Raw genomic sequence first — 26999 nt, 5'->3', positions numbered from 1 at the left:
CCGGGCACCAGCTGCCCGAACCCTCGGTTGCAATCGCTTCTAGCCGCTTCTGCGGACGTCGCGGAATGCGCGTCCCGTCTCGACGGACGGCTCTTTGGGAAGACCCAGCATCTTCTCGCCCACGATGTTGCGTTGGATCTGGTCGGTTCCGCCTGCGATCGACTGCGCGGGCGTCGACACCAGCACCTCCGCGATCACACCCCCCATGAGGCTTTCGGGACCGGTCAACATCGAGTGGGTGCCCGCGATGAGAGAGTGCACCGAGGCCGCCTGCCTAGCGATCTGGCTGTTGGCCAGCTTGCCCAGCGATCCTTCTGCACTCGGTCGCGCCCCCCGCTTCAGCGCAATCCGCGCCCGCTCGGCGGTCCAGGCGCTTGCCCGGTGCAGGGACAGCAGTTTGGCAATCTCCTGTCGGAGGATCGGGTCCTGGTCCTGGCCCAAGCTGCGTGCGAGTTCCAACACGAGGTCGACACGGCCAGCTCGCTGCGGGTACCACTTGTAGGTCTCGGCGTGCCGCTTGGCTTCGCGCCTCGCCTCATCAATGGCCTTCCCGGAGCGGCCGGCGAAGTCGTGCTGGCGCATGGCGCCGAATCGACGCTCGTACTGCAGCGTCGTGGATGCAACCGACCAGCCCCCGCCCACCTCGCCGACAACATGGTCGACCGGGATTCTCGCCTCGGAGAGGAAGACCTCGTTGAACGAGCTGTGTCCGTTCATCTGACGCAGGGGACGTACCTCGACACCGGGCTGCCGCATCGGGAGTACGAAGTAGGTGAGGCCTTGGTGCTTTGGCACCGAGGTATCAGTGCGCGCCAGCAGTAGCCCGAAGTCCGCGTGATCAGCGCTCGTATTCCACACCTTCTGCCCGGAGACCACCCATTCGTCGCCGTCCAGGTGAGCCCCGGTGACCAGGCCGGCGAGATCGGATCCCGCCCCTGGCTCACTGAACAGCTGACACCACGTCTGCTCGCCAGTGAGGATGGGGCGGAGGAATCGTGTGCGCAGATCGTCCGAGCCGTGGGCGAGGATGGTGGGGGCGGCAAGACCGGCTCCGACCCCGAGAGGGTTGCCCACGGCCCCAGCCGCCTCGATCTCCTCGGCGACGACCGCGTCGGCCCACCGGGGTAGACCGCGACCGAGCCATTCACGCGGATACGACGGAACGCCCCAGCCCTCGTCGATCAGCAGTCGTCGCCAGTCGATCAACGCCATGTCCGGGTCCCAATTCTGCGCAAGCCAGCTGCGGACTTCCGCCCTCAGTGCGCCCGCATCGGAGCCCTGTTGTTCGTCTGCGCCCGTACCAGCTTTGCGTTCTCCGTTCACGGGGCAAGCGTAACCGAAATCGACATGGATGTCGATTACCTTCTTCGTGCGGCAGTGGACGCGGGGCGGGAGTTGTAATTGACGGGGTCGAGGCGGTCGCATGGCACCGTCGGGCCGAGCAGGTACGACGCGTCGTCGTCGCCTGACGATTCTGTTCGTGGCGTCTTTGTCGACACTTGGCGGACGTGTGGACTGCGGTCGGCGCCGAACGTGTGAGAGGTCTCCAGGGCGTCTAGTCTGCAAAGACGGTGCACGTTGAAAACGCAGCTGACATGTATGGAGGGTCACCGATGAAAGCCAGTCCTCGAGACCAGTCGGCTCGCCGGCCGAGCCCCGGGGAACCGGACGGCGGCGAGGCGACGCCGCCCCGTACCCGCGGAGGATGGGTTCCGACCGGCACTGCAGCCAGTCGTCGAAATGCGCACGAGGAGCGCGGCACTCATCGCGGCAAGAACACAAGATCTGCGATCCTCGCGGCTGCTCGGGCTCTCTTCGAGGAGCGTGGCTACGTGGACGTCAGCATCGAGGACATCGTTACCCGCCTCGGTGTGTCCCGCGGGACCTTCTACACGTACTTCTCGACGAAGAGTGATGTGTTCCGCGAGCTCTCCTCGCAGGTGCGTGTCGAAATCGACAGCGCAGTCTCGACTCGTGCGGAGGACGCGAACGTTGGCGCCATAGGAGCGTTGACGAACTCGAACCGCCGGTACGTGGAGGTGTATCGGGCCCATGCTCGGATGTACGGATTGATCGAGCAGGTCGCCACGATGGATCCCGAGGTGCATCGGCAGCGCTTGGAGAGCCGGCGGGCAAATGTCGAGCGCGTGGCTGCCACTATCGCTCGGTGGCAGCGTCGCGGCCTTGCCGACACCTCGATCGATGCGACCACGACGGCCTCGGTGCTCGTGTCGCTGACATCCAACTCGTGTTACTGGTGGTTTGTCGGCGGAGACGTAGCGGGGCGTCCGGATGATCCTGTTGCCGCCATTACCGATATCTGGGTCCGGGCGACGGGGCTTCGGGACGAGTAACGCTGAAGTGTGCGGTGGGCGCGTGGTGATCGTCGCCGACTGAACTCGACATGAATGTCGACTATCGCATACGGTGGGTTCGATTGGCTCGATGTGACTGATCTGACCATCGGGATTGCGGGCGTCCCGACTGCCGAGGAGAGCGGAACCATGCCGAGAAGTGAGTACGACGCGCAAGAGCTGGCCAACAAGGAGATCGTCGAGCGGTTCCTGCAGGCGATGACCCAGGGCGATGTCAACGGGCTCGACGCGTGCATGAGCGAGGACAGCAGCTACTGGATCGGTGCGGTCGACCTGCCGGGCACACTGCCTGGAAGCGACTTTGCTCGGAGGTTGCAAAGATTCTTCGCGCTCTCGGCCGACGGGAAGATCGACATCAAGGCGGTCGCGTTCACGATTGACGGCGATCGCCTCGCCGTCGAGGCCGAGAGCACAGCCGCACTGAAGAACGGCGACGTCTACCGAAACGTCTACCACTTTGTGTTCGTGTGTCGGGACGGCAAGATCGTCGAACTCCGCGAGTACCTGGACATCAAGGCCACCGACATCTTGTTCAACGACCGGGCACGATCCGGGACGCCGTAACACCAGACGTCCGCGGCGGAGATGACGTTGCCTCGCCCATGCACTGAACTACCCGGTGACGTCGGCGGCGGGTCCCCGCCGCCGACGTGTGTCCGGTGATTACGGGCGCGGGGTGGGGGGCCGCACAATCGTACGTCCCCACGTGGAGGTCGTCCGGATGTCGGAAATCGCTTGGGCGGCTTCCTCGAAAGGAATTTCCCGCTGAACCAGCGACACGATGGCGCCCCGCCGATGGAGTTCGAGGAGCTCGGCGTGTGCCGCCCGGACAAGCTCGATTGCGCTGCTGTTGTCGTAGTAGTACGACAGATTCACGCCGGTAACCGAGTAGTTCTTGAGCAGCACATGGTTGGTCCGCATCTCGGCGATGCGGTTGGCCACGAAGCCGGCGACGACGAGCCGCCCCTCCGAAGCGATCACTCGCCGCGACTGGTCGAAGACGTCACCATTCACCGGGTCGATGATGACATCGGCGCCGCGCCCGTCCGTCTCCAGTCGGACGATTTCGCCGAAGTCCTCGACCAGACGGTCGACCACGACATGCGCTCCGAGCTTGCGGCACAGCGCAACCTTGGTCTCACCGCCTGCGACCGCGATTACCCGCGCCCCTGCCGCGACGCCGAGTTGGACACAGGCCGAGCCTATTCCGCCTGCAGCGGCATGCACGACAACCGTCTCTCCGGGTTGGACCATGGCGCGGCGATGCAGGGCGAACCAGGCGGTGTGGAAGGCAATGGGGAATCCCGCGGCATCGGCGTCGGTCAGGGTTTCTCCGGCGGGGAAGACCCCGGCTTCGTCGGCTACGCAGAACTCTGCGAGCCCGCCGCTCCGCAAGGCGATGACCCGCGTGCCGACCGGGGTGGTCGTATTGCGATGAGCCGCCACGACTTCGCCAACCACCTCCTGTCCCGGCGTGAAGGGAAACACGGCGCCGTCCTGGTACTCCCCGCGGCTCAAGAGCAGGTCGCCATAGCTGATTCCGATAGCCGCCACCCTGATCAGTACTTGCCCGGGCCCGGGTTCAGGAATGGGTATCTCGTCGATCCGCATCGCCTCGACCGGTTCGCCCGGTTCCTGCATGACCCAAGCGCGCATGGTGCCTCGGGCTTGGTCGTGGGAAGGTGTCATCCTTTTGCTTCCTCCTGGATTTGACTAGCTCATCAATAGCGCGCATTTCGACATCGCCAATGGGTGCCTTGAACACCCGCTTTCCGTCGGCCCGGATGCGTCCCGATCAGTCGACGCGATACTTCGCAAGGCGGACCGGGACTCCGCTGAGCCGGGGCATGGCGTTGATCGTCTCCGTGACCTCGTGCAATGAAATCAATGCCCCGGGGTTCGCGCCGCTGTGCCGCGGATCGGCGTCGTCCCGCGGCCCACGGAAGCAGTGCGCTAATGACACCGTGCCGGGCTGAACCGTGTCGTCCGCTTCGGCCACAGCGATCACTCGACCGTGCTGTGTCTCGAGCAGGAGTAGGTCACCTGCCGTTGCTTCGATCGCCTCCAGCTGCGTCGGATTGACGTGACAGGGGTTGTAGGGCGTGCGCGTCATGGTGAGGACGTCCCGGCCGAGGCTGTTCATGACTCCCTGCGTCCGCCGGACGGTGAGCAAGGCCTCGTCCGGACGGCGATCCGCGGTCGAAAGTGTGATCCGCTCCCGGCGGAGCGCAGCGCGGAGCTCGCCGGCGACGTCGTCCGGGAGCAAGTCGAAGCGTCCCGCAGAGTCGCCAGCCGGCGCGATTATCGGGCGTGCGGCGTTGTCGAACACGTGCCCGTGCGGCCGCCGCCTCAACTCCTGCAGGTCCGCCTGCCCCTTGCGGGACAGATGGTCCAGAAGCTGCTCGGTAGTGACGGCGCCCTGGCTGTTACTGACCTCGAACGACCCGATGGTCAACGGAAGCCCCATGGCACCCGCGATTCTCGCGAGGTACTGCCAGTCCTCCACCGTCTCCTCTGGGCCCTCGAGCACTGCGGGTGTGTATTGCCCGAACGGCTTGTCGTACCACTGGTCGAACATCTTGGTGACGTCCGGCCGCTCGAGGATCATTCGTGGGGCGAGCACGTAGTCCGCCAGCTCCGCGGTTTCGGTCGGGAATGGCTCCAGCGCGACGAGGAGGTCGAGCTGCTGGAATGCCGTTCGGACCGAGGCCGGTCCTGGAAGGGCCGCGAGGGGGTTGCCGCCCACCACGACCAGCGCTCGGATCCGGTCGGGCCCGGGTTCGGTGATTTCGCGAGGCAGTGATGCGGTGGGGAGGTCGCCCGCGAGCAGGCCGTAGCCCAGTCGGCTGCGGTAGCCCGATTCCCACGGCCGACCGGGAGGCGCGACCTCGGCACGGTGGGACTGACTCGAGGTGAGTACGCCGTATTCGGCATGGAACTCTCCTGCGCGGGGGAAACGGCCGCAGATCACGTTGAGTAGCTGCCAAAGGTGTTCGTTGAGGTTGGACCACACACTCATGTCGGGGCCCGTGCCGGTCGTGGTCATGCCACGGGTGGCCGTCGCGAAGCGGCGGGCTGCCAGCACGATGTCATCGGCGGCGATCCCGGTGTCTGCTGCGACAGAGCCCGGAGTGACGTGCGCGAGTGCTCGCTCGAGGTTCGCCAGGCCGGTGACGTGGTTGCGGCAGAACTCCCCGTCGTGCAGCCTCTCCTCCAGGATGACGTGCAAGATCGCCGCGGCGAGCAGGGAGTCGGTGCCGGGACGTAGCGGCAGGTGCAGGTCTGCCTCGCGAGCGGTCTCGGTCAATCGGGGATCTGCGACGATGATGTACATGCCGCGGTCGCGGGCTTCGCGGAGGGCCCGTCGTCCGCGGTGAATCGGGAAGCTGGCGGGGCCGCCCTGCATCGACACGATCGGGTTGGTGCCGGCGAACAGCCACACGTCCGACTCGTCGAAGCGTTGGTTTCCCGCCGCCCAAGCTCCTAGACGACCCGTCGCAATGACCTTGGCGGATTGGTCTATCGAGACCGTCCGAAAGTACTTTCGCGTGCCGATGGCGCGCAGCCATGCCTTGACCACGGGGATAGTCGGGGTGGCCTGGTATGCCTGAGTACCCAGGAAGAGGCCGATGGAGTCGGGTCCGTGCTTTTCGCGAATCTCGCTCAGGCGCTCACCGATTTCATCGATCGCAGTCGCGGTCTCGATCGGGACGAAGCCTCCTCGACGGTTGCCGCGCTGCGACTGGAGGAAGCGGTCCGGTTTGGTGTGCAGCTTATGGATGTTGCGCCCTTTGCGGCAGCAGTACCCCTCGGTCGCGGCATGGTCCCGGTCGCCCATCGAGCCCACGGCGGCCCCGTCCTCGATCGTGACGAGTAGGCCGCACATGCCAGGGCAGATTCTGCAGAACGTGGGAACCGTGGTCGCCTGTGGCTCCGCCCGGCTTCGAGTGCGTCCTGTTGAAGCCTGGTGCTGTGGCTCTCGAAGGACGTCCGAGCTGGTGTCGTGTTCCGCTCTGTCGCTCACATTCCGCAGCATAACCGCTTATCGACATCATTGTCGACTTGCCGAATCGGCTGAGCGGGGGCTTGCCCGCAGGGAATGTGAACGCGCGGGAATGTGGGTCGCCGGCCGTCACTCGACATGTATGTCGAATTGGGTTACGCTCGCGGCATGAGAGTGGAGGCGGTGCTGTGATCTTCGAATTCAGTAGTGAGCAAGAGGACTTCCGGGCAGCGCTTCGGCGCTTTCTCTCCGCGAAGTCTGGACCCGCCGAGGCTCGGCGCCTGATCGGTGATCCCTCGGGTTACGACTCGGGTGTCTGGGCGCAGATGGCCGGGGAGCTCGGTCTCCATGGGTTGCATATCCCCGAGGAATTCGGGGGCGCCGGATGTGGGTGGGTCGAACTGCTGGTCGCGTCCGAAGAGATGGGTCGGTCGTTGCTGTCCGCCCCCTTCTTCGCGACTGTCGCGCTCGGTGCCACCGCGCTGATGGAATCCGGTGACGAGACTGCGCAGCGCACGCATCTGCCGTCGATTGCCGACGGCAGCACGGTGGTGACGCTCGCGCTGGCCGAGCCCACGGGCTCATGGGTACCGGGTGATGTGCGTGCGTCGGCTGTGGAGAGTGGCGGCGAATGGCGGCTTCATGGTGAAAAGTGCTTCGTGGTCGACGGCATGGCCGCGGACCTGATTCTCGTAGCGGCGCGTACCCGGCGGGGGGTGTCACTCTTCGCCTGTGATGGTGCAGCGCCGGGGCTGGTCCGCAAACCTCAGGAGGCGCTGGACTCAACCCGTCGCCTCGCCGGCGTGATGCTCAGTGACACCCCGGCCGTCCTCGTGGGTGAGGAGGGAGCGGCCGAGCCGGTGCTGCAGCGGGTCCTCGACCTGGCGGCCGTCGCATTGGCAGCGGAGCAGGTCGGTGGCGCGCAGCAGTGTCTGGACATGAGCGTCGAGTACGCCAAGGTGCGGCACCAATTCGGGCGTGCGATCGGGTCGTTCCAGGCGATCAAGCACATGTGTGCGGATGCGCTCCTGGAGGTCGAATCGGCGCGGTCGGCCGCTTATCGTGCGGCGTGGGATGCGGCTACTGGTGCCGACGAGTTCCCCGCACACGCAAGCATGGCCAAAGCGTTGTGCTCGGACGCGTTCGTCGCCACCGCTGCAATGACTATCCAGGTCCACGGCGGTGTTGGCTTCACCTGGGAACACGACGCGCATCTCTACTTCAAGCGGGCAAAGTCGAGTGAGTTCTTCCTGGGATCTCCAGCGCGGCACCGGGAGAGATTCTTGAGCCTCATCGGTCTTCCGAGTGAGCTCGCCGCGCCAGTGGATCAACCACACCAGGCAAGCCGGGTCGCCTGATCGAGCAAGTCTGAGACGAAGGAGTTGAAAGGTGGAGGTTCGGGAGAGCCAGCGGGAGACCGCACGGACGTATTTCCGGTGTCTGGCGAATCGCGATGGTGAGGGTCTTGCATCGCTGTTCACCGACGACGGCGTGATCGACGACGGCAGCGGCCGACACACCGAGGGGCATGCGGGCCTGCGTGCGTTCGGCGACTCGCGGCCTGCGGGCATCGACTTCGGCGAGCCGGAGCGATGGCTGCAGGGCAACGACCGCCGTCTCGCAGCGTATGGGCGGATCTCGGTGCCGGGATACTCGAAGTACGAGAACGCGATGTCTTCGGACGACACGGTTCGGCTGCGGTGGATCTTCCACTTCCGCGGCGACCTGATCGAGCATGCAGGGGTCAGTTCGGTTCGGCTACTGCCGGACGAGATCGAGGAGCGGGACAGGCAAACGGGGAAATAGACCCGTCGAATTCCGCCCGGGAACACCTGGGCTGAGCCCTTTCCGACAACCAACCAATTCGCGGGCGCGCAGAAAACCCTCGAAGGCATCCTAGGGCGCGCCCACTAGCCACGAGACCGGAAGACGGCTCGGGCATCATCATCTTGCTAAGGAGTGTTCATGAAGTTCACCGGTGCTTCAGCGGTGGTCACTGGCGGTGCATCCGGCCTGGGAGAAAGTGTTGTGCGCTCCCTGGCGAGCCGCGGGGTCCAGGTCGTGATTGCCGATGTCCAGAAGGACAAGGGCGACACGGTCGCACAGGAGTCCGGCTCGCATTTCGTGAGCACGGACGTCACAAGCGAGGACCAGGTCATCGCTGCGGTCGAGCGGGCCCGCGAGGTCGGAGAACTGCGGGCGCTCGTCAACTGCGCCGGGTTCGGTGGGTCCGCCCGGATCATCGGCCGCGACGGCACTTACGACAGCGCGTACTCACTCGAGCGCTACACACGCATCATCACCACCAACCTGATCGGCACATTCAACTGCATGCGCATTGCCGCAACTGTCATGTCGACCAACGAGCCGGACGAGAACGACGAGCGCGGCGCAATCGTCAATACCGCGTCGGTCGCGGCGTTCGACGGCCAGATCGGCCAGGTGGCCTACTCTGCCTCCAAAGCCGGGATCGTGGGGATGACCCTTCCTGCTGCGCGTGACCTCGCACCCGCCGGCATCCGGGTCAACGCCATCGCCCCCGGTCTCATCGACACCCCGATCTACAACAAGGTCGCCGACCCGGTGGCCTTCAAGGAGAAGTTGGCGCGAGACGTCGTCTTTCCTGCCCGACTCGGGCGGGCCGACGAGTTTGCGGCGCTGACCCTGCACCTGCTCGAGAACACCTACATGAATGGTGAGGTCGTTCGGCTCGATGCAGCCGCGCGCCTTCGCTACCGCTGAGCGGGGGACCAATGGACATCAGTGACAGCCCTGAAGAAAGCACCTTCCGCGTCACCGTGCGCCAATTCATCGAAGACAACCTGCACTCGCTGGTGTCCTCGCGCGGAGCGTCCGCGGACAACGTGGACACTCTCAAACATGCGCAATCGGTTCTCTACTCCGGCGGACTCGTGGGGGTGACTTGGCCGAAGGAGTATGGCGGCGCCGGCGGGACTGTCGTCCAGCAGCTGATCATCAACGAGGAGCTGGACCGCGCCCAGGCTCCCCGGCTGATCGGGTGGATGGGCGTGGGCCTGTGCGGGCCGGCGATCATCACCCACGGCACCGGTGAGCAGAAGAGTCGATACTTGACGAATATCCTCACGGGGGAGGAGATCTGGTGCCAGCTGTTCAGCGAGCCCGGGGCGGGTAGTGACCTCGCGGCGGTGGCGACCAAGGCCGTCCCCACGGAGGACGGTTGGGTGCTGCGCGGCCAGAAGGTCTGGAACACGGGCGCTCACTGGTCCGACTACGGGGTGGCACTCGCGCGGACAGGTAGTCCCGAGGATCGCCACCGGGGTCTCACCGCATTCGTCGTCGATATGTCGGCCCCGGGCGTGACCGTACGTCCTCTGCGGGAGATGACCGGCCACGCCGCGTTCAACGAGGTCTTCCTGGAGGACGTCGAGCTTCCGGCGAACGCCGTGCTCGGTGAGGTTGGGCAGGGCTGGGCGGTTGCTCTGACGATGCTCATGAACGAGCGGTTCGTCGTGGGAGGTGACGGGTCGACTTACGGCGCAGGGCCCGGCGCCCTGACCTCCGAGGTGCGTAAGGCCCTGCCGCAACTTTCGGAGAGCAGCCGCGAGCTCGTGCTCCAGGAGTACGCGGCCTGCTGGATCGAGGCCCTGGCCTGCCGGATGACCGGCAATCGACTGATCTCCCGAGTGTCCCAGGGCGGGGAGCCTGGTCCCGAGGGAAGCGTCGGGAAGCTCGCGCTCGGAGCGCTACTCAAGCGAGTCGGCAGTCTCGGACTGTCTCTGCAGGGGGAGACCGCTGTGTTCGCCGCAGCTCCCGATGGCACGAATCACTGGCAGAACGTTGCGATGTTCGCGCCTGGACTTTCACTGGCCGGAGGAACGCCGGAGGTCATGAAAAACATTCTCGGCGAACGGATTCTCGGTCTTCCGCCCGAACCGCGAGTGACTGCCTCTCCCGCCTTGACCACTTCACCCACCGCATCTCGGGATGGTGCCTGATGAAATTCAGTCTTTCGGACGACCAGATCGAGTTCGGTAAGGTCGCCGGGCAGGCCTTCGCCAAGCGCTCGGGGCTCGAGTACGCCCGTGGGGCCCTCGACGATAGTGATCTTCCCTTCCCCACCGGTGAGCCGTGGGCGTCGCTCGGAGTCATGGAGTTGCTCGCCGACGAGTCACGCGGCGGCGGGGGAACGGTTCTGGACCTTGTGGTCGTTGCAGAGCAGTCGGGTAAGCATCTGACTCCCGCACGGCTGGTGAGCTTCGCCGGCCGGGCAGTCACTCTCCTGGAAGCGCTCGGCTCGCCCGAAGCGGTGACACTGCTCGAGGCTGGTCTCAACGGTGGCAGGACCGTGGCCGTCGCGGACAGCACCCGGGATTCGGCCGACCGGCTTCGCCTAGATCCCTCGGGCGCGGTCCACGGGCGTACGGCGCCTGTGCTCGACGGCGTCGCGGCGACGGACCTCATTGTTCTGGCCGAGACCGATACCGGCCCGGTTGTGGTCGCCGTCGAGGTGACGAGCTCCAGCCCGGCGGTTCGGCGTGTGGACCCGAAGCCTCTCGATGCCACGCGGGGCCTCGCAGTTTTCGAGTTCAGGGGAGCAGCGGCGCACGTGCTGTCGGCTGGCGCTTCAGTCGTTCCTGCCTGGGACCGGGCCAAGAACGTGGCACTGGTCCTGCTGGCCGCGGAGGACTTGGGGGCAGCGACTCAGGCAAATGAGCTGGCCCGCGCCTACGCGTTGACCAGGCAGAGTTTCAATCGCCAGATCGGCAGTTTCCAGGCGGTCAAGCACGCTTTGGTCGAAGCCTACGTCGGCGAGGAGCAGCTGCGCTCGCTCGTGTGGTTGGCCGCCTGGTCGGCCGATGCCCAGCCGGAGAGCCTCAGGCTCTACGCGGCGTCCGCCGCCGCGTACGCGGCAGACGTACTGAACCGATCCGCCCAGACGCTGATCCATACACACGGGGGCGTCGGGTTCACCTGGGAGCACGACGCGCACCTGTATTGGCGTCGCGCCCAGGTTGATAAGGAGCTTCTAGGCAGCGCCGGCAGCCACCGTCGAACGGTCGCGTCACTGAATCTCGATCTCGAGCTGACTCCGTGACAGGTACGCGCAAAACAGTCGCCGCGGTCGCAGTACGTGGCGGTTCAGCAGGGAGTGCATCGTGCCTCACGTCATAACCCAGTCCTGTTGCAACGACGCTGCCTGCGTGTCGGCGTGCCCGGTGGACTGTATCCATCCGTCACCGGGTGAACCAGGCTACCGCACCGCCGAGATGCTCTACATCGATCCGGCGACATGCGTCGATTGCGGGGCCTGTGTCGACGTCTGCCCAGTCGACGCCATATCGCCCGATGCTGCTCTCGGAGAGGAGAGTCGGGCGTTCATCGAGCTGAATCGCCTCCACTTCAGCGGGCGCTCATACCCCCGGAGGGATCTCCCGCTCCCGCCGGCGCCGATGACAGTGACCGAGCGGGAACCGCTCCGCGTCGCGGTCGTGGGGGCAGGTCCGGCGGCGATGTTCGCCGTCGAGTCAATCCTCTCGCGCCGCGGCCTCGAGGCGACCGTGGACGTGTACGAACGGTTGCCGGTGCCCTACGGACTAGCCCGATTCGGGGTGGCACCCGACCACCTGCGGACGAAGCGGGTCATCGGGCAGTTCGAACGCGCGGCCTCGCGGCGCGGGGTGACGTTTCACTTCAACACCCGCGTTGGCCGGGACATTACCCATGAGCAGTTGGCAACGAGCCATCACGCGGTGCTGTACGCGGTAGGTGCCCCATCCGACCGAAGGCTGGAGGTACCGGGTGAGGACCTGCCGGGGAGCCATCCGGCGACGCACTTCGTCGGTTGGTACAACGGACATCCTGACCACAGCGGTCACGAGTTCAATTTGTCGCACCCGCGCGCGGTGGTCATCGGCAACGGGAACGTCGCCCTCGATGTGGCACGCATTCTCGTTTCCGATGTGGATTCGCTACGGCGGACGGACATCAGCGGCCGTGCGCTCGGACTGCTTGCGCAGAGCGCCGTCGAGGAGGTGCTCGTCGTCGGGCGCCGTGGCGTCGAGCACTCCGCTTACACGACGAAGGAACTCGTCGAGCTCGATCACCTGGCAGGCGTGAACGTACTCGCACATTCGCGTGAGACAACAGTGGACGCGGCGACCTCCGTCGCTCTCAACAAGCACGGCAACGAGCAGCTTCGCTTCAAGATCGACATCGCCCAGCGTTACGCAGGTCGGGTGCGGTCACCTGAGCGGAAGGCGATAACTCTGCGCTATCTCGCGTCCCCGGTGGAGATCCTCGGAAGCGATCGGGTGACGGGGATCCGTTTGGAGCGCAACGAGATCCGCGACGACGCGGGCAACCATCGGGCAGTCGGCACCGGTGAGATCGAGCAGATCGACTGCGGACTAGTATTGCGCTCGATCGGCTACAGTGGGGACCCTGTCCCGGGTGTCCCGTTCGACGTTGCAACCCGGCGCATTCCGAACGAGTCGGGCAGGGTCGTGGATCCTCGGGGTGAAACGATTCCCGGGATATACACGGCCGGTTGGATCAAGCGAGGCCCCTCCGGCGTGATCGGTACGAACAAGACGTGCGCCGCCGAGACCGTGAACGCCATCGTCGACGACTATCTGTCGGGCCTGCTGTCCACACCGTCCTCCCCCCCGCCTGCGGTCGGCGTCGAGGCGTTCGGCTGGGACGGCTGGCTCGCGATCGATGCCTACGAGCGGTCCGCGGGGGGGCGTGAGCGACCACGCGAGAAGGTCGTGGACTGGCCGAAGCTCGTTGAATTGGCGACGGCCGGGGCGGCGATCGACGTACCGGCGCGAGGAACCGACCGGATGGCGCCGTGGTGACGTGTCCGGTCGCGAGGCCCCAACATGTCAGACCGTGATCGAGGAGGTGTAATCGGATGAGCGACGTGCATGGTCGGAACTGCCACCTGTGCGAGGCCGGGTGCGGTCTGCTGGTCGCGCCGGGCCGGCAGGGTCGGCTCGAGGTGACGCCTGATCGACTCGACGTCGTCAGCGCGGGCCACATTTGTCCCAAGGGTGCCCTGCTGGCTGAGGTCGATGCGGACCCGGACCGACTGCGCCGGCCGATGATACGGGTTGAGGGCCGACTCGTACCCGCGAGCTGGGACGATGCCTTCCAAGTCATCCAGGACCGGCTTCCGAGGATCATTTCGGAGCACGGGCCGGACGCAGTGGCAACCTTTGTCGGCAATCCGCACTCGCACAATCTTGCCGCGAGCATGTATGTTCCACAGCTCCTCCGGCTCCTGAAGACCAAGAACCGCTACTCCGCAGGCTCGGTCGACGCTTGGCCGCAACAACTTGCGGCATTGCTCATGTACGGCCACCAAGGTGACCTGCAGATTCCGGACATCGACCGGACTGATCTACTCGTCGTCTTCGGAGCCAATCCGGCAATCTCCAACGGCAGCCTGGCAACCGCGCCCGGATGGGCCAAGCGGATCACCAGAATCCGAGAACGCGGCGGCGACGTCATCCTGCTCGACCCACGCGCCAATGAGACCAGTCGTCTAGTGAGCGAGCATGTCTTCATCCGCCCAGGCACAGACTCATTGGTGATGCTTGCCCTCATCCACACCCTGTTCGACGACGACCTGGTCGACCTGAGGGCAGCCACCGGGATGGTGAACGGCGTCGATCGCGTTCGTGATTTCGCCGCGGACTTCGCACCGGAGGTCGTGAGCGAGAGGTCCGGGGTCAGCGCCACCTGGATCCGGGAGCTGGCGCACCGGCTCGCAGGGACAGAACGCTCGGTGGTGTACGGACGAGTGGGGGTGGCCCTGCAGGAGCTGGCCATGGTATCCGCCTGGGGCCTGAACGTCGTCAACATCCTTACCGGGAGCATCGACCGGCCCGGGGGCGCGATGTTCTGTCGCCCGGCGACCGGCCTCAACGCTTCAAGGGTACCGCTCGGGCGTCCTCCCGCGCTGGGTCGGTGGCACAGCCGAATCAGCGGGCACCGCGAGGTTTTCGGGGAGTTTCCAGCCGTGGCGATGCTCGAGGAGATGGTGACCCCCGGGCCGGGGCAGATACGGGCGTTGATCACGCACAGCGCCAACCCCGTGCTGTCGGTCCCCGGGGCAGGCTCTCGCCTCGAGCGTGCTCTGGACGATCTCGATCTCGTGGTGTGCCTCGACACCTACATCAACGAGACGACCCGCCATGCAGACGTAATCCTTCCTTCCCCGGCGGGTCTGGAGCGCGCGTTCTACCCGTACTACAGCCAACAGTTCGCCGCACGCTCGTACGCTCGTTTCTCGCCGCCGATGCGTCCCCGGGCCCAAGGCCAACCGGGCGACGACGAAATCTTGATGCGCATCGGCGCCATGGTCACCGACCCTCCCGGTGATGTCGCCACGCTGCGACAAAACGTGCTGCTCAAAACGATCCGAGGATTCACGGACAACCCGGACAGTGACGTGTACGGTCGGGATCCCGAAGACTTGCTGTCCATGCTCCACGGCGACACCGATCCAGAGCGACTGCTCGATCTCTACTTCCGCACAGGGCCGTTCGGCGACCAGTTCGGAGACGGGGACGGCATCAATCTCACACGAGTCGCCGCCGCAGAGCACGGAATCGACTTCGGCCCGATGGTCCCGTTGCTGCCGGACATCGTCCGGACCGCGGACCAGCACATCGAGCTTCTCCCCGAGCGCGTAGCGGAACTGGCCCCGCATATTCGACGAGTTCTCAATGAGCGGCTCGAGGGACTGCAGCTGATCGGGCGCCGCCACCAGCGGTCGAATAATTCATGGATGCACAACGTATCTCGACTCGTGGGGACCGGGAACCGGTGCTCTCTACTGATGAACCCCCTCGATGCCCACCCGCGTGGGATCCGGAACGAAGACCAGGTCGACGTGTCCACACCGGACTGTGTCATCACGCTCGACGTCGAGTTGACCGAAGACATCATGCCGGGTGTCGTATGCGCACCCCACGGGTGGGGGCACCAGAGGACGCCGATGGGCGTCGCGTCGAGGCTCGAGGGCGCGAACGTGAACGAGTTGATGTCGCCGCGCCGCGTCGACGTCGGGAGTGGAAACGCCGCACCCAACGGGACCCTGGTCGAAGTCACGCCCCGTTCGCGAGGCGGGAGCGCTGACATTGACCCGCAAATGACCCAGTAACCGATTCCCTAACCGCAAAGACAAGGAGTACCAGAATGATCGATGCACTCTTCAGCTACCGCGTCAGGCCCGGTATGGAGGACCGCTACCAGGCGTACCTGGACAAGGTCTTCCCGATCACCGAGGCCGAGGAGCCCTACGTCCTCGGATACGAGATCTTCCACGGCGACGACGGTACCTACTACCAGCATGAGCAGTACGAGAACGAGGACGCCATCTGGAAGCATATGGAGCGGACCGCCGCCGGCCAGGAGGACTTCGCTTCTTCCGCTGAGCTGTTGACGAACGTCATTCTCGGTGAGGTGAGCGAGAAGTTCCGGGATACCTTCGGTGTCAAGGTCTCCTACACGCCGTTTCGCTCGGTCTCCCGCTGACACCACTCGATGGAAACAGACTTGCATCGGTAGAGGAGAACGATGACAGACAAAAAAGTCGTCACGGTCGACCACCGTGAATACGTCGCGGTGGTGACAATGCACCGTCCCCCGGCAAACTACTTCGACCTCGCCTTGATCCGAGAGCTGGCCGACGCACTCGAGGAACTCGACTCACAGAAATGCAGAGCTGCTGTGCTCGCCTCCGAAGGAAAACATTTCTGCGCGGGAGCGGATTTCGGTGGGGGAGGCGCGATCGACGATCGCGCCGCGGCCTCGAGGCAGCTCTACCACGAGGCGTTGCGCCTGTTTCGGATCGGAATGCCCGTCGTCGCCGCGGTGCAAGGGGCGGCGGTCGGCGGCGGGTTGGGCCTGGCATGCTCAGCGGACTTCAGGGTAACCGCCGCCTCGGCCCGCTTCCACGCCAACTTCGCCGCACTCGGATTCCATCAGGGCTTCGCTCTAAGCGCCACCCTGCCGCGGCTCGTTGGGCGGCAGAAGGCGACCGAACTGCTCTACACCGCGCGGAAGGTCGGTGGCGCCGAAGCTGTCGAGATCGGGTTGGCGGACCGCCTCGCAGACGGGGACGACCCGCTACCGGCCGCGGTCGCCTTCGCCCAGGAGATCGCGGCGTCGGCACCGCTGACCGTGAGGTCGATGAAGGCCACAATGACGGCCGGTCTCTGCGAAGAGGTTGCGGCGGCGACCGAGCGTGAACTGAGCGAGCAAGGCGTGCAATGGTCGACCGAAGACTGCCGCATCGGGATTGCGGCCAGTCGCGACCGGACCACACCACGGTTCGTTGGGCGCTGAGGTTCGGCGCACCGCACGTCTGTGGTCGATCGTCACCGCGGCGACTATCGCACTCGTCGTCGAACAGCAATTACTGACATCCTGCGATCGCCCCGACGAGCGTCAGAATCAGCGAGCCAGTCACTGGATGAGCCCCGGGCCCGCCCTCAGCCCGGTCCGGGGCTCATTCAGTGGCTGGCTGTCCAATTTCGTGGACTTGATTACAGATCACACATCGTCAACGTGGGTTGCCGAAGATCTTTGCCTAAGAAGGACCCGGAATCTTCGAGTACGGGGGCGGCGCGATCAATTGAACGCCGTCGATTAACAGTTACTCGACAGCGTCCCGTGGCCTGTGCAGTGCAGTGCAGTGCAGTTTTGCCGACGGCTCCCTTCATGGCGACGCGCAAGAAACTCAGGCCGGACAGGCCATGGCGTTGTAGATCGCCAAGGCTGCCTTTAATGCGCGGATCTCGACGCTCTGGTCGTGGGGACGTCCGGGACGGCTTTCGGTTACGTCGTCGCTGCCAAGAGCCTGGGCGCAGCGAGGTCGGCTTTGCTCGGTGATTGGTGCGACCACAGATCGTCGACGAGGACTGTGACGCCGGACTTCCTGAGTGGTTCGTCCATTCCCGACCATTCCTGGCCGTACACCGCCCGAGGTGGCTTCGTCGGGGCAGATCCGTCGGTGCGGTAACCAGCGGCCGATCGGATGAGCCCGGCATATGATGGACGGGCATTCCCGCAAGGCGTAAAGCATGTCCGCCCGGCTGTCGGGGTGGGGGCGGCGGAGAGAGTTTGTGCCCGATGACTGACAGCGATCCGTTCCGAACCCAACGTGACGTGACAACCGCGGCCGAGTTGGGTGCGGTGGGGTTCGACGAGGCCGAGGAGATCGGGCGTGGGGGCTTCGGTGTGGTGTATCGCTGCACCCAAAGTGTGCTGGAGCGAATGGTGGCGGTGAAGGTCCTCACCGCCGAATTGGACGAAGAGAATCGGGAGCGGTTCTTTCGGGAGCAGCGGGCGATGGGCAGGCTGACCGGGCATCCGAACATCGCGGGGGCGCTGCAGGTCGGGTCCACCAACAGTGGTCGGCCCTATCTGGTGATGCCGTACTACCGGCAGGGTTCCCTCGACGCGCGGATCCGGCGGCACGGCCCGCTCACGCGGGAGGAGGTGCTGCGACTGGGGGTGAAGATGGCGGCGGCGGTCGAGACCGCGCACCGGGCCGGCATCTTGCACCGGGATGTCAAGCCGGCGAACATTGTGCTCACCGATTTTGGGGAGCCGGTGTTGACCGATTTCGGTATCGCGCACATCGTCGGTGGATTCACGACTGCAACTGGCACGGTCTCCGGGTCGCCGGCCTTCACCGCCCCGGAGGTGCTGGGTGGGGATCCGCCGTCGCCTGCCGCGGACGTGTACGGGCTCGGCGCCACCCTGTTCGCCGCGTTGACCGGGCATGCGGCGTTTGAGCGTCGCAGCGGCGAGCAGGTGGTGGCGCAGTTCCTGAGGATCACCGCACAGCCGGTGCCCGACCTGCGCGAGCACGGCGTCGACGACGAGGTGGCCGCGGTGATCGAGCACGCCATGGCCCGCACACCGGATGCCCGGCCCTCGGCGGTGGTGCTCGGGGAACGGCTCCAACAGTTGCAGGCGCGGAGCGGGTTTCCGGTCGACGAGATGGCGCTGCGCGCCGAACCGACTGCCGAGGAGCAGACGGGGGGCGCGGCGGCGCCGGTGCCGTTGACCACCGGCCGTCCGGCCTCGTCCATCGGGGGCTCGTCGGGCGGTGGGGGGAACCTCCCGGCCGAGCTAACCACCTTCGTCGGCCGCCGCACCGAGCTGACCGAGGCGAAGCAGCTACTGGCGTCGTCCCGGCTGGTGACGTTGATCGGGATCGGTGGCGTGGGCAAGACCCGCCTGGCCCTGCGGATTGCGGCGAACGCGCGACGTGTGTTCACGGACGGGGTGTGGCTGGTCGAGTTGGGCGAGTTGGGGGACGGGGCGCTGCTGGCAGACGTGATCGCCGCCGCGCTGGGGCTACGTCCCCACTCGACACGGCCGGTGCCGGAGGTCCTGATGGACTTCCTGGCATCGCGGGAGGTGCTGCTGGTCCTCGACAACTGCGAACAGGTGGTCGATGCGGCGGCGCAGCTGGCTGAGACTCTCCTGCGCGCCTGCCCGGGTCTGCGGATTCTCGCCACCAGCCGCGAGGCACTGACCGTCGGGGGGGAGGCGGTGCTGCGGGTGCCTCCGCTGAGGGTTCCGGTTCCGGAGGCGTCGTCCATGGATGGCCTGCCCAGTTACGACGGGGTCCGCTTGTTCGTCGAACGCGCCTCATCCGCGCTGCCGGGCTTCGAACTGACCGAGAACAACGCGGCCAGCGTGGCGGGGATCTGCGCCCGCGTGGAGGGGCTGCCGCTGGCGATCGAGCTCGCAGCCGCGCGGTTGCGGGCGCTCTCGCCCGAGCAGATCCTGGCGCGGCTGACCGACCGCTTCAAACTGCTCGCGCGCAGCAGCCGGGGCGCGCCGACCCGTCAGCAGACCCTGCTCCTGTGCATCGACTGGAGCTACGAGTTGTGCACCCGGCCCGAACAGCAGCTCTGGGCGCAGTTGTCGGTGTTCGCCGGTCCCTTCGAACTCGATGCCGCCGAACAGGTATGCCGGTGCGATATCGAGGCGGATGGCCTGCTCGACGTGCTGGCCTCCCTGGTCGACAAGTCCATCCTGATCCGGGAGGAGTCGGGTACCGCGGTGCGGTTCCGGATGCTCGAGACGCTGCGCGATTTCGGCCGCGAGAGGGTGCGCGAGTCCGACGAGTTGCCGGAGCTGCGGCGACGGCACCTGCGCTGGTACCGGCAGCTCGCTCTCGACGTGGAGACCGGATGGATCAGTGCCCGGCAGCTCGACTGGATCGACCGTCTCGACCGCGAACAGCCCAATCTCCGTGAGGCCCTTGAGTTCGCCCTCACCGACGACGGGGGATCCGACTCCGCGGTGGCCTTCGCAGCAGCGCTGCAACCGTTCTGGGTCTCGCGCGGCCAACTCGGTGAAGGACGGCACTGGATCGACCGGACCCTCGCCGCCGCACCCGGCGCCGCGCCCGCGGTCCGGGCCAAGGCCTTGTACCGCGACGTCGCGCTGGCCGATTCCCAGGGAGACCGCGCAGCCGCGGAGGCCCTGGTCGTCGAGGCCCGCGCCCTCGCCGAACGGACCGCGGACCCGCTCGCGCACGCATTCGTGGAGTTCACCGAGGGCCTCCACGATATCTACGTCGGCGACCTCGCCCCCGCGAGCGCGCGCCTGGAACGTACTCGTGACATATTCGCCGCCCGGGGCGACCTCCTCGCGCAGGTCCTGGTGCTCCTCACCCTCGGATGGGCGCGGGAACTGAAGCAGGACACCGCGGGGGCCCTCGAGTGCTACGAGAAGATCCTCGCGATCACCGAATCCCACGGCGAATCGGTGTGGCGGTCATACGCACTGTGGTCCGCCGCGGTCGCCGTGTGGCACCAGGGGGAGCGCGACCAAGCACTGGACCTGCTGCAGCAGGCGCTTGTCCTCGTCCGTCGCCGCAGGGACCCGTTCGTGACCGCGACGTGTCTCGAGGTGATGGCGTGGTTTACGGCCGCCGAGGGCGACGCCCGGCGCGCCGCGGTGCTCATGGGCGCGGCGCAGGCCCTGCACCAGGTGACGGGCGCCACCACCGTGGTGTTCCCGAACCTGCTCGTTCACCATGACGAGTGTGAGCGGACCACGCGCCGGGCGCTCGGTCCGCGGGTGTTCGAGGCCGCCCACAACGAAGGCCGGTCGCTCGACCTCGATGCCGCCATCGCCTACGCCCTCGGCGAGGAACCCACCACCACGCCGCCTACCGCGGGCCCGTCGACCGAGCTGACCAGGCGGGAACGGGAGGTGGCCGACCTCGTCGCCGAGGGACTGACAAACAGGGCGATCGCCGCCCGCCTGGTCATCTCCCCACGCACCGCCGCGGGCCACGTGGAGCACGTCCTGACGAAGCTGGGCTTCACCTCCCGCGCCCAGATTGCGGCCTGGGTCGTCGAACACCGATCACCCTGACCGCGCACGACCGGCGTCGCTCTGCCGGGACCCGTGCGACGCCGGGCGAGGTCGTCGCCCTCACCACCCCCGATCGACACCGTCATCGGCCGGATTGCTGCCAAGCCGCGGATCAGAGAGGCGAAAGTCTCTGCCTCGCAGTCGGACCGCATAGCCGCTGGCGCCGCATTGTCAGTTCGCTCACCGCGATGCAGGGATCACAGTGAGGGCTGGAACGCTGCTGACACGCTTCCTGGGTTGGCGTCGTGGGTGCGACCGCGGCGCCACTGCAGCGGCGGGATGTCGTGCCAACGCCGAAATGCGCGGCTGAACGCGCTTTGGTGCCGGTAGCCGAGCAGCCGGCTCACCTCGACGAGCGGCAGGTCCGTCTGGGACAGGAACTGTTCCGCGAGGTCGCGGCGGGTCTCGTCGACCACCGACTCGAACGTCGTTCCGGCGCGAGCGAGGTGCCGATACTCGGAGATGCGGTGGACGAGAACAGCTGCGCCACCTGGTCGACGCTGCAGTCTCCAGCGTGCAGTGATTCCTCGACGGCCCGGCGAACCTGGCCCACAACGTCCTTTCCCGCCCCGGTCTGCAGCTGCTGCAGATGCCCGTGGAAGAAGCGCTGCAGGGTGGGGTCGGTTCCCGAGACCGGCTGCTGCAGCACTTTTCCGGGAACAGGCCGTCGAGGGTGAGCGACCGGAGAACACCGCCCGGCATGCCAGCGAGCCGGCCGGTAGCGTTCTGCGCCGGCTCCTGACGGACCGGTGGGTGTACATCGCGGGGTTCGTGTTCCTCGCCATATACGCGGGGTTCAGCGTGTTCTCGTACTGGACTCCGACCATCCTCGAGGGGCTCGGTGTCACCGACCTCACGACGATCGGCACCCTGCCCGCCGCCGGCGCCGTGATCGGAATGATCGTCAAGCGCTAGATACATCGCTTTGACGGCCCCGGGAGTTGACGGGCGCCGGTGGCGGAGTGCTGCCCGTTGTGGTCCTGGCGTGGCGCGTTTTCCGGGGCTCATTGCCTCTAACGGAACTCTGCTCTTGACGTGGGGAAGCACCGGAACCTATTCTAACGAACGTTCGACTTGATTACGCGAATCGACGCGGGCAGAGTTCGGTCCCGAGGGGGAATTTGGTGCGGATGACCGAAGTGGGTGACATGTCCTGCCGCTCCGCCTCATCGGAGAGCATTACCCTGTCGAGGACGGTGGGCGATGCCATGGTCACATGCCCGAAGGCGCTGCAGCGGACGGCCACCGTAGGTGAAGCGCGCAGGCATTTCGATGACGACCATGTGCATATGCTTCTCGTCATCGAGGGTGACGTACTCCTCGGCGCGATCGTCCGTGACGACATGACAGATCCTCGCCTGCGCGACGACGAACCAGTACTCACCGTCTCGGGTCTGGTGGGTCGGACCGTACGACCCGAGGAGCCCGCGGGCAAGGTGCACGCTCGCATGGTTGCCTCAGGCACACGCCGGTTGGCCGTCGTGGACGACGATGGCGTGTTTCGAGGTCTGCTGTGTCTGAAGCGCAGTCATCGCGGCTTCTGCAGCGATGCCGACGTGACTATGGGCGCCGCCGACCGCCGGTAGCCGGGGTTGACCGCAGCCCGCGCATCGAGGCCACCCCCGCCGGAGGTGATGCTCTGCACCCTGCTCCCCGACCCGGAGAGCCACGCTCGACGGTGTTGCGTTCGCGTAGCGGTCCTTGTCGACCGCCAGCGGCAGACCCCGGCCAATTCTTTCGCCTTGCGACGAAAGGATCTGGTCGCGGCGTTCGGGGATGGTGTGCGAGATTGTGCTTCCCCGCAGTTCCTTTCGGGTACTCGGGTGTGAATACGCGTTGTCGGCCAGCAGGCGAAACGCATCGGTGTCGTGCACGGTGCGCGTCGAACAGCGGCACCAGGGAGGGGTTGTCGCCTGCATTTCCCGGCGAGAGCAGCAGCGTCAGCGGGCAACAGAACGTCTCGGTGAGGGCGTGGATTTCGATGCTCCGCTCGCCGCGGGAGCGGCCGAGCGTGTGGTCGGCGGGTTCGTTGACCAACTACTCAGGCCCGGGCCGGTTTTGTCGACCGGATCCGGGCCTGAGTCGCTAGTACGGCGTGAGGGTCAGCCCGGTTTCACCCGGCCGCGACGGCGATGTGGGGTGCGACGCGCAGGGCGTTGGCTGCGATGGTCAGCGCGGGGTTGAGCGCTGCCGACGACGGGAAGAACGACCCGTCCACCACCCACAGGTTGTCGACGTCGTGACTGCGGCAGTGCGGGTCGAGGACACTCGCCGCCGGATCGGTGCCCGCGACCGCGGTTCCGCACATGTGCGAGTTCGTCGCGATCCCCATTCGTTCGGTGAGGATGATCGGATACCCCGCCCTGCGGACCGCTGCCGAGACCCGGCGAACCAGTTCACGGTGCGGCGCAGTGTTGTTGGGAGTCCAGTCGACGACGATCCGGTCGCCGTCGACCCGGACCCGGTTGCTGCGCGCCGGCAGATCCTCGGTGGTGAGGTAGATGTCGAGACTGCGATCCACCACCGCCTTCAGCGCCCACATCGGAGCCCAGGGCCGTGCCCCCTTCACGTGCGCGGCCTGCAGTTTGCCGAGCATCTGCAGATTGCCGAGCGGGAACTCGTTGTCCGGGCCCGCGGCATACCAGTCGTTGATTCCCAGCGTCTTCTGCCACGCGGTCGTGTTGGTCCGGAAGGGGTTCACGCCCATGAAGAACGTGCTGTTGTGCACCATGTAGTTCCGGCCCAGTAGTCCCGACGAGTTGCCGAGACCGTCCGGGTTCCGTTCGTCCCCGGACCGGAGCAGCAGCGCCGCGGTGTTGACCGCGCCCGCCGAGACCACGAACTGGTTGGCCGTGATCCGGATGGTGCGGCCACGGAACTCGGCCTCCGCGGCGACGATTCGAGTGCCCTTCGCGTCGGTGAGCAGACGCGTCACCTTGGCTTCGGTGAGCAGGCGCACCCGCTCCGACTCGAGGGCGGGGCGCAGCGCGCGGTTCTCCGCTTCACTCTTGTGATCGGTCTGCGACGGGGTGCCGTCCGACGCCGTCGACTGCCGGCGATGCTCCTGCGTGGTCAGGTTCATGCCGTTCGGCGTGTGGAACGGGTGCAGACCCTGCTTGCGAAGCGAGGAGGCGAAACGCTCGATCGTCGGCTCGTGCGGCAGCGGGGGCAACGGGTACGGAGACGACCGCGGGGGTTCGGTCGGATCCTCGCCGTCGACGCCGTGCACCTGGTAGAGACGCTCCGCCTCGGCGTAGAACGGTTCGAGGTCGGCGTAGCTGAACGGCCACTTCGGTGAGACGCCGTCGTAGTGCTGCGTCTCCTCGAAATCCGTCGCGCGGAAGCGGGGAAGGCTGCCGCCGTAGAACTTCGTGTTGCCGCCCACCCAGTAGTACACACCGGGCTGGAACGGCTCACCGTTGCTGCCGTCGAACCACGGTTCCGCGGTCTTGTACCGGCCCTCGAGGAACATCTCCGCGGCCTGCGAATTCTCCACCTCGCGGGGGAGGAACCGGCCGCGCTCGACGACCAGGACGTCGACGTCCCGATCCCGGAGCGCCCACGCCAGGGTCGAACCACCCATCCCGGACCCGACGACCACGACATCGGCCGTGACCGTGTCGGAGTCGCCCACCTCCACCACCGCGCCCTCGCGCAGCGGTGAATACGCGTCGACCTGATCGTGGCCCGAGGTTCTCACAGGTGCTGTTCCTTGGCTCGGGTCGCCCAGTACTCGTCCTGACGTTCGTCGTCGATGTACGCGGGGACGGGGAAGTCCCACCACCCGGGGACCCACGGTCCGGCGGCGTCGCGATCCGTCGGGATCTCGATCAGGGCAGGTGCTTTCGAGTCGAAGGCCTTCTGATACGTGCTCTCGAGGTCGGCTGGGTCGTCCACCCGGAACGACTCGAGGCCGAACGACTGCCCGAGCGCCTTGAAGTCGGGGCTGTACGGGGTGCCGTCGGGGCGGTTGAATTCGGTGCCGATGTGCCGGCTGGTCTGCTTGCGCTGCCCGCCGCGGATGGACATGAAGCCGGCGTTGTCCTGGACCACGAACACGACTGGAATGTCGTGCTGCACACAGACACCGATCTCCTGCGACGTCATGAGGAAGTCGCCGTCACCGACCACACACGCGACCTGGCGGTCGGGGGCGGCGAGCTTGGCGCCGATCGCGGCGGGCACGGCCCAGCCCATCGACGAGAATCCGCCGGAGGTCAGGTGCGTGCGCGGGTGATACACCGGGAACGTCTGCTTCACGGCGCCCTGGGTGTTGCCGGAACCGGCGACGATGATGCCGTCCCGCTCCATCACCGACCGCAGGCCGCCGAGGGGGCGTTGCGAGGTGAACGGGAAGCGGTCGGAGTCGCGACGGCCGGCGAGCTTGGCCTCCCATTCCGCCTTCAGCTGCTCGAGTTCGGCGAGGTATTCGGAGCGGTCGGCGCCGCTGCGGGGGAGGGAGGAGACGATCGCGGCGACGGTCGGCTTGGCGTCGGCGACGATGCCGACCTCGGCCGGGTAGTTCTTGCCGATCTCGTGCGGGTCGATGTCGATGTGGATGAGCTTGGCGGGCGGAATCGAGAACGTCACTCCCTGTGCGTAACTCGACGACGACCAGTCGGTGAACCGGCATCCGATGGAGATCACCACGTCGGCGCGGGAGGCGACGGCGTTGCCCACGATCGTGCCGGTCTGCCCGACGCTGCCGGCGAACAGTGCGTGATCCTCGGGGAACGCGCCCTTGCCGTTCCACGTGGTGACCACGGGGATCTGCCACGCCTCGGCGAGGGTGAGCACTTCGTCGGCCGAGTCGGACGTGATGGCGCCGCCGCCGACGACGATCACCGGCCGACGCGAGTCGCGGAGCACGTCGACTGCCTTGTCGATGGCCAGCGGGTCGGGCTGCTGCAGGCCGACCGGCAGCCGTCGCGCGAGGTCGTGCAGCGACACGTCGGCGGCCTCGGCCTGCACGTCCATCGGCACCTCGATGTGTGCCGGTCCCGGGCGGCCGGTCAGCATGGTGCTGAACGCGCGGTGCATGATGAACGGCAGTTCCTCCACGCGGGTGGCGACCCAGCTGCGCTTCGACACCGCGTCGGTGACCTGCGGAAATCCGTTGTCGGTGTGCCGCTCGAGTTCCTGGAGCAGACCGCGTCCGCGCATGTGGGTGGGCGGCCCGCCGGTGATACACAGCAGGCTCGTCGAGTCGCTGTACGCGGTCGCGAGACCGAGCACGGTGTTCGCGGCGCCCGCCCCGATCGATGCCACCGCCGCCATCGGCTTGCCGGACACCCGGTAGTAGCCGTCCGCGAGGTGTGTGGCGCTCTGCTCGTGGTAGACCTGGATGAACGGGATCTCGGATCCCTTCTCCAGGAACGCATCCGTGAGTGACCAGATGCCGTGGCCGGGAATGCCGGTGACGTACTCGACGCCGTACTGTTTCAGGACCTGGGCGACTACCTGCCCGCCGGTCAATTTCGCCATGATCGTTTCTCCTCGTGTCGTGATGGGTCGTGTCAGTGCGCCACGCGGGCGGCGTAGCGCAGTCCCTGCTTGGTCAGCCGGCGGACGTTCGGGTCGGACAGGTCGGCCGGGGTGTGGCCGATCGAGTGGTAGAAGACGCGGCCGGCGCCCCACTGCCGCACCCACGCCACCGGGCTGCGCAGTCCCTCCAGCCAGGGCAGGTGCTCGCCGCTGAACTCGGTTTCCGCGAGGACGCGGTTGTTCGGGTCGACGTGCATGTAGTACTGCTCGGACGCGACGGCGAAGTCCTCGACACCCGCCGTCACCTCGTGCTCGCGATCGGTGATGCTCACCTTGTACGGCTGCGGGAAGGCCTCTCCCGCAGGGTGTTCGACGAAGTCGCCGCCGAGGAGGAAGTGGTACTTCAGGCTCGCCCGGAACGCGGCGGCGGCCCCGTGCCACGCCGCGACCCCGGTTCCGGCGGCGACGGCGTCGAGCAGGTTCTTCTCCTGCGAATCGCTGAGGTCCTCGGTGGTGAGCGCGTTGTTCCAGCCGAGCACGATCAGGTCGTAGCCGGTGAGGTCGCGGTCGAGGGTGAAGATGTCCTGCGACTCCTCGACCTGGTAGTTCAGCTCGGAGAACAGTTCGCGTGCCCACGCGGCGATGTCGTACGGATGGTGGCCGGGCCAGCCGCCGTAGAGGTAGAGGACCTTGGTCATGAGTGCTCCCGGGGTGGTGAAACTGGAATGGTGAAACGA

General features: G+C 66.4%; 21 protein-coding genes. 14 read left to right on the top strand and 7 right to left on the bottom strand.

The features are described 5' to 3' along the window. Window positions 1-39 precede the first annotated feature (39 nt). Window positions 40-1323 (bottom strand): acyl-CoA dehydrogenase family protein, encoded by a 1284-nt coding sequence (locus JWS13_RS20195; RefSeq protein WP_206007204.1) that lies wholly within the window; start codon window positions 1321-1323, stop codon window positions 40-42. 272 nt (window positions 1324-1595) lie between these two features. On the opposite strand from JWS13_RS20195, the gene JWS13_RS20190 reads away from it, so the two are divergent. Together JWS13_RS20190 and JWS13_RS20185 are read left to right on the top strand one after the other, a co-directional pair. Then, window positions 1596-2354, top strand: coding sequence for a TetR/AcrR family transcriptional regulator (locus JWS13_RS20190; RefSeq protein WP_338050755.1), 759 nt, complete (start codon window positions 1596-1598; stop codon window positions 2352-2354). A gap of 150 nt (window positions 2355-2504) precedes the next feature. Further along, window positions 2505-2939, top strand: a complete 435-nt coding sequence (locus JWS13_RS20185) for a nuclear transport factor 2 family protein (protein ID WP_206007202.1) — start codon at window positions 2505-2507, stop codon at window positions 2937-2939. A 99-nt stretch (window positions 2940-3038) separates the two neighbouring features. Here the strand turns inward: JWS13_RS20185 and JWS13_RS20180 are convergent, their stop codons facing one another. Both JWS13_RS20180 and JWS13_RS20175 read right to left on the bottom strand, forming a co-directional pair. Next, complete coding sequence (locus tag JWS13_RS20180) at window positions 3039-4064, bottom strand: NADPH:quinone oxidoreductase family protein (RefSeq protein WP_206007201.1); 1026 nt, start codon at window positions 4062-4064, stop codon at window positions 3039-3041. A 106-nt stretch (window positions 4065-4170) separates the two neighbouring features. Continuing rightward, window positions 4171-6411, bottom strand: a complete 2241-nt coding sequence (locus tag JWS13_RS20175; protein WP_259375237.1) for a molybdopterin-containing oxidoreductase family protein — start codon at window positions 6409-6411, stop codon at window positions 4171-4173. Between the two features lie 155 nt (window positions 6412-6566). Here JWS13_RS20175 and JWS13_RS20170 point away from each other — a divergent pair, with 155 nt between their 5' ends. The 10 genes from JWS13_RS20170 to JWS13_RS20125 all read left to right on the top strand — a co-directional run bounded on the left by JWS13_RS20170 (window position 6567) and on the right by JWS13_RS20125 (window position 20778). Continuing rightward, window positions 6567-7736 carry an acyl-CoA dehydrogenase family protein gene (locus JWS13_RS20170; RefSeq protein WP_241032252.1) on the top strand — a complete coding sequence of 390 codons (1170 nt, stop codon included), beginning with the start codon at window positions 6567-6569 and terminating at the stop codon, window positions 7734-7736. Between the two features lie 31 nt (window positions 7737-7767). Then, entirely contained in the window at window positions 7768-8184 is a 417-nt protein-coding gene (locus tag JWS13_RS20165; protein ID WP_206007199.1) for a nuclear transport factor 2 family protein, read from the top strand. A gap of 159 nt (window positions 8185-8343) precedes the next feature. Continuing rightward, the gene (locus JWS13_RS20160; RefSeq protein ID WP_206007198.1) at window positions 8344-9120 is read left to right on the top strand and encodes an SDR family NAD(P)-dependent oxidoreductase; all 777 of its coding nucleotides are present in this window, start codon (window positions 8344-8346) and stop codon (window positions 9118-9120) included. Between the two features lie 11 nt (window positions 9121-9131). After that, on the top strand, window positions 9132-10355 hold the full coding sequence (locus tag JWS13_RS20155; protein WP_206007197.1) for an acyl-CoA dehydrogenase family protein: 1224 nt from the start codon (window positions 9132-9134) through the stop codon (window positions 10353-10355). Then, the gene (locus JWS13_RS20150; RefSeq protein ID WP_206007196.1) at window positions 10355-11455 is read left to right on the top strand and encodes an acyl-CoA dehydrogenase family protein; all 1101 of its coding nucleotides are present in this window, start codon (window positions 10355-10357) and stop codon (window positions 11453-11455) included. Before JWS13_RS20155 ends, JWS13_RS20150 begins: the two co-directional genes overlap by 1 nt. Window positions 11456-11516: 61 nt before the next feature. Continuing rightward, complete coding sequence (locus JWS13_RS20145; RefSeq protein ID WP_206007195.1) at window positions 11517-13217, top strand: FAD-dependent oxidoreductase; 1701 nt, start codon at window positions 11517-11519, stop codon at window positions 13215-13217. Between the two features lie 56 nt (window positions 13218-13273). Continuing rightward, window positions 13274-15529: a molybdopterin-dependent oxidoreductase gene (locus JWS13_RS20140; RefSeq protein ID WP_206007194.1), complete on the top strand. Its 2256-nt coding sequence runs from the start codon at window positions 13274-13276 to the stop codon at window positions 15527-15529. Window positions 15530-15564: 35 nt separating this feature from the next. Further along, on the top strand, window positions 15565-15903 hold the full coding sequence (locus JWS13_RS20135; protein WP_206007193.1) for a putative quinol monooxygenase: 339 nt from the start codon (window positions 15565-15567) through the stop codon (window positions 15901-15903). Window positions 15904-15945: 42 nt separating this feature from the next. Next, complete coding sequence (locus tag JWS13_RS20130; RefSeq protein ID WP_206007192.1) at window positions 15946-16716, top strand: enoyl-CoA hydratase/isomerase family protein; 771 nt, start codon at window positions 15946-15948, stop codon at window positions 16714-16716. A 786-nt stretch (window positions 16717-17502) separates the two neighbouring features. Next, window positions 17503-20778 carry a protein kinase domain-containing protein gene (locus JWS13_RS20125; protein ID WP_206007191.1) on the top strand — a complete coding sequence of 1092 codons (3276 nt, stop codon included), beginning with the start codon at window positions 17503-17505 and terminating at the stop codon, window positions 20776-20778. A 197-nt stretch (window positions 20779-20975) separates the two neighbouring features. Here the strand turns inward: JWS13_RS20125 and JWS13_RS46000 are convergent, their stop codons facing one another. After that, window positions 20976-21539, bottom strand: a complete 564-nt coding sequence (locus JWS13_RS46000; protein ID WP_259375236.1) for a helix-turn-helix domain-containing protein — start codon at window positions 21537-21539, stop codon at window positions 20976-20978. Between JWS13_RS46000 and JWS13_RS20115 the strand changes: the two genes are divergently transcribed. Both JWS13_RS20115 and JWS13_RS20110 read left to right on the top strand, forming a co-directional pair. Next, a complete protein-coding gene (locus JWS13_RS20115; protein ID WP_206007189.1) occupies window positions 21532-21693 on the top strand; it encodes a hypothetical protein in 162 nt (53 codons plus the stop codon). The genes JWS13_RS46000 and JWS13_RS20115 overlap by 8 nt on opposite strands. A 215-nt stretch (window positions 21694-21908) precedes the next feature. Further along, a complete protein-coding gene (locus JWS13_RS20110; protein WP_206007188.1) occupies window positions 21909-22364 on the top strand; it encodes a CBS domain-containing protein in 456 nt (151 codons plus the stop codon). Window positions 22365-22891: 527 nt separating this feature from the next. On the opposite strand, the gene JWS13_RS20105 is transcribed toward JWS13_RS20110, so the two are convergent. The 3 genes from JWS13_RS20105 to JWS13_RS20095 are packed head-to-tail and all read right to left on the bottom strand — an operon-like array spanning window position 22892 to window position 26960. Beyond that, window positions 22892-24478: a GMC oxidoreductase gene (locus tag JWS13_RS20105; RefSeq protein ID WP_206007187.1), complete on the bottom strand. Its 1587-nt coding sequence runs from the start codon at window positions 24476-24478 to the stop codon at window positions 22892-22894. Beyond that, complete coding sequence (locus tag JWS13_RS20100; RefSeq protein ID WP_206007186.1) at window positions 24475-26262, bottom strand: thiamine pyrophosphate-binding protein; 1788 nt, start codon at window positions 26260-26262, stop codon at window positions 24475-24477. The genes JWS13_RS20105 and JWS13_RS20100 overlap by 4 nt, the downstream gene beginning before the upstream one ends. 32 nt (window positions 26263-26294) lie before the next feature. Continuing rightward, window positions 26295-26960 carry a ThuA domain-containing protein gene (locus JWS13_RS20095; RefSeq protein WP_206007185.1) on the bottom strand — a complete coding sequence of 222 codons (666 nt, stop codon included), beginning with the start codon at window positions 26958-26960 and terminating at the stop codon, window positions 26295-26297. Between the last annotated feature and the right edge of the window lie 39 nt (window positions 26961-26999).

This window comes from Rhodococcus pseudokoreensis, assembly GCF_017068395.1.
Lineage (GTDB): Bacteria > Actinomycetota > Actinomycetes > Mycobacteriales > Mycobacteriaceae > Rhodococcus_F > Rhodococcus_F pseudokoreensis.
The sequence above is the reverse complement of the archived record's forward strand: the minus strand, read 5'-3'. Positions and strand labels throughout refer to the sequence as shown.

What these genes read in the sequence shown, in the direction of transcription:
- JWS13_RS20190 (WP_338050755.1), top strand. Translation starts at nt 1,596, where the DNA reads ATGTATGGAGGGTCACCGATGAAAGCCAGTCCTCGAGACCAGTCGGCT.
- JWS13_RS20185 (WP_206007202.1), top strand. Translation starts at nt 2,505, where the DNA reads ATGCCGAGAAGTGAGTACGACGCGCAAGAGCTGGCCAACAAGGAGATC.
- JWS13_RS20180 (WP_206007201.1), bottom strand. Translation starts at nt 4,064, where the DNA reads ATGACACCTTCCCACGACCAAGCCCGAGGCACCATGCGCGCTTGGGTC.
- JWS13_RS20175 (WP_259375237.1), bottom strand. Translation starts at nt 6,411, where the DNA reads ATGCTGCGGAATGTGAGCGACAGAGCGGAACACGACACCAGCTCGGAC.
- JWS13_RS20160 (WP_206007198.1), top strand. Translation starts at nt 8,344, where the DNA reads ATGAAGTTCACCGGTGCTTCAGCGGTGGTCACTGGCGGTGCATCCGGC.
- JWS13_RS20155 (WP_206007197.1), top strand. Translation starts at nt 9,132, where the DNA reads ATGGACATCAGTGACAGCCCTGAAGAAAGCACCTTCCGCGTCACCGTG.
- JWS13_RS20150 (WP_206007196.1), top strand. Translation starts at nt 10,355, where the DNA reads ATGAAATTCAGTCTTTCGGACGACCAGATCGAGTTCGGTAAGGTCGCC.
- JWS13_RS20140 (WP_206007194.1), top strand. Translation starts at nt 13,274, where the DNA reads ATGAGCGACGTGCATGGTCGGAACTGCCACCTGTGCGAGGCCGGGTGC.
- JWS13_RS20135 (WP_206007193.1), top strand. Translation starts at nt 15,565, where the DNA reads ATGATCGATGCACTCTTCAGCTACCGCGTCAGGCCCGGTATGGAGGAC.
- JWS13_RS20130 (WP_206007192.1), top strand. Translation starts at nt 15,946, where the DNA reads ATGACAGACAAAAAAGTCGTCACGGTCGACCACCGTGAATACGTCGCG.
- JWS13_RS20125 (WP_206007191.1), top strand. Translation starts at nt 17,503, where the DNA reads ATGACTGACAGCGATCCGTTCCGAACCCAACGTGACGTGACAACCGCG.
- JWS13_RS46000 (WP_259375236.1), bottom strand. Translation starts at nt 21,539, where the DNA reads ATGTACACCCACCGGTCCGTCAGGAGCCGGCGCAGAACGCTACCGGCC.
- JWS13_RS20110 (WP_206007188.1), top strand. Translation starts at nt 21,909, where the DNA reads ATGACCGAAGTGGGTGACATGTCCTGCCGCTCCGCCTCATCGGAGAGC.
- JWS13_RS20100 (WP_206007186.1), bottom strand. Translation starts at nt 26,262, where the DNA reads ATGGCGAAATTGACCGGCGGGCAGGTAGTCGCCCAGGTCCTGAAACAG.
- JWS13_RS20095 (WP_206007185.1), bottom strand. Translation starts at nt 26,960, where the DNA reads ATGACCAAGGTCCTCTACCTCTACGGCGGCTGGCCCGGCCACCATCCG.